At 74.0% G+C, this 2,264-nt stretch carries 1 protein-coding gene; it reads left to right on the forward strand.

Annotation, left to right across the window (positions count from 1 at the left end):
• Positions 1 to 2,145, forward strand: a 2,145-nt coding sequence (gene cobT, locus FNH04_RS45065; RefSeq protein ID WP_228032028.1) for a nicotinate-nucleotide--dimethylbenzimidazole phosphoribosyltransferase, incomplete at its 5' end; no start/stop codon positions are given.
• Between the last annotated feature and the right edge of the window lie 119 nt (positions 2,146 to 2,264).

Raw genomic sequence — 2,264 nt, forward strand, 5'->3', positions numbered from 1 at the left:
CTTCCGGAGCAAGCACAGCCGGCCGCGCCGGAGGAGCCGCAGACGGTCGCCGCTCCCGACCAGGCGACCACCGCCCCGGAGGAGCCGCTCGCGGCCGTCCCGGACCAGGCACCCGCGGCAGAGCCGGTTCCGGAGCCGGAGCCGGCCCCGGAACCGGTGCCCCGGGTCCTGGCACCCCAGGTCCCGGCACCGGCGCAGGCACCCGAGGAGGCGGCCCCCACCGCCACGGTCCCCGGCCCCCGCGAGCCCGAGGCACCCGCCGGCCCGGAGCCCTTCGCCGCGGAGCCGATCGCGGCCGGGGCGGATCCCGATGTCGTACAGCGCGCGGAGGACCTGGACACCAGGGTCGCCGATCACGAGGAGAGCACGGCCACCGTGGAAGAAGCCACCCGGCCCGCGGGCCCCACCGCGGGCCCCGCCGCTCCCGGCTACGACGACGCCGAGCGCGAGGCCGTACTGCGCGTGATGCGCGAGCGCCGCGACATCCGCAACGGCTTCCGCGGCGACCCCATCCCGCACGACGTCCTGCTCCGCGTCCTGGAGGCGGCCCACACGGCACCCTCCGTCGGCCACTCGCAGCCCTGGGACTTCGTCGTCATCCGCTCCGCCGACACCCGCCGCACGATGCACGAACTGGCCCAGCGCCAGCGCGAGGCGTACGCGAAGTCGCTGCCCAAGGGCCGGGCGAAGCAGTTCAAGGAACTGAAGATCGAGGCGATCCTCGACACCCCGGTGAACATCGTCGTGACCGCCGACCCGACCCGCGGCGGCCGTCACACCCTGGGCCGTCACACCCAGCCGCAGATGGCTCCGTACTCCTCCGCGCTCGCGGTCGAGAACCTGTGGCTCGCGGCCCGCGCCGAGGGGCTCGGCGTCGGCTGGGTCAGCTTCTTCGACGAGCGGGAGATGGTCCGCGCGCTGGGCCTGCCCGAGCATCTGGAGGTCGTGGCCTACCTGTGCGTCGGGTACGTCGACGAGTTCCCGGAGGAGCCCGAGCTGCTGCAGGCGGGCTGGTCCAAGCGCCGCCCGCTGTCCTGGGTGGTCCACGAGGAGACGTACGGCCGCCGCGCGCTGCCCGGCGAGGAGCCGCACGACCTGCTCGCCGAGACCATCGCCGGTATCCGCCCGCTGGATGCCAAGGCGCTCGGCGAGGCGTGGGAGCGGCAGAAGCGCATGACGAAGCCCGCGGGTGCGCTCGGCATGCTGGAGATCATCTCCGCTCAGCTGTCCGGTCTTTCCCGCCAGTGCCCGCCGCCGATTCCGGAACCCGCGGCCGTCGCGATCTTCGCCGGCGACCACGGCGTGCACGCCCAGGGAGTGACGCCCTGGCCGCAGGAGGTGACGGCCCAGATGGTCGCCAACTTCCTCGGCGGAGGGGCGGTCTGCAACGCGTTCGCCGCGCAGGTGGGCGCCGAGGTCTGTGTCGTCGATGTCGGTGTGGCCTGCGAACTGCCCTCCACCCCGGGCCTGTTGCCGCGCAAGATCCGCGCGGGGACGGCCGACATGACGGTCGGTCCCGCGCTGACCCGCGAGGAGGTCAAGCAGGCGATCGAGGTCGGTATCGAGACGGCTCGTGATCTGGTCGCGGCGGGCAACAAGGCTCTGCTGACAGGTGAGATGGGCATCGCGAACACCACCGCGTCCGCCGCCCTGATCGCGGTCTTCACGGACACGGACCCCTCCGAGGTCACCGGCCGGGGCACGGGGATCAACGACGAGACCCTGGCCCGCAAGACCGAGGTGGTCCGCCGCGCCATCGAGCTCCACCAGCCGGACCCGGCCGACCCCATCGGCGTCCTCGCCGCCTTCGGCGGACTGGAGCACGCGGCGATCGTGGGCCTGCTCCTCGGCGGTGCGTCCCTGCGTACGCCGGTGATCCTCGACGGGGTCAGCGCGGGCGCCGCCGCCCTGGTAGCCCGCGCCATCGCCCCCGAGGTCCTGGCCGCCTGTATCGCCGGCCACCGCAGCGCCGAGCCCGGCCACGTGGCGGCCCTGAAGAAGCTCGGCCTCCGCCCCCTGGTCGACCTCGACCTCCGCCTCGGCGAGGGCACGGGCGCCCTCCTGGCCCTCCCGATGGTCCAGAGCACGGCAAGAGCGATGCACGAGGTGGCGACGTTCGATTCGGCGGGCGTGACAGAGAAGTAGGGCCGACAGCAGGGTCCGTCGGTCTGTGTCCACGGACCGACCACGACCGCACGCGGCAACGGCGCTCAGCCGCCCACCCGGGAGCCGGGGGCCCGGGGGTGGAGCCCCCGGTTCCGGGA

The organism is Streptomyces phyllanthi, assembly GCF_009377205.1.
In the GTDB taxonomy this organism is placed as follows: Bacteria; Actinomycetota; Actinomycetes; order Streptomycetales; family Streptomycetaceae; genus Streptomyces; species Streptomyces phyllanthi.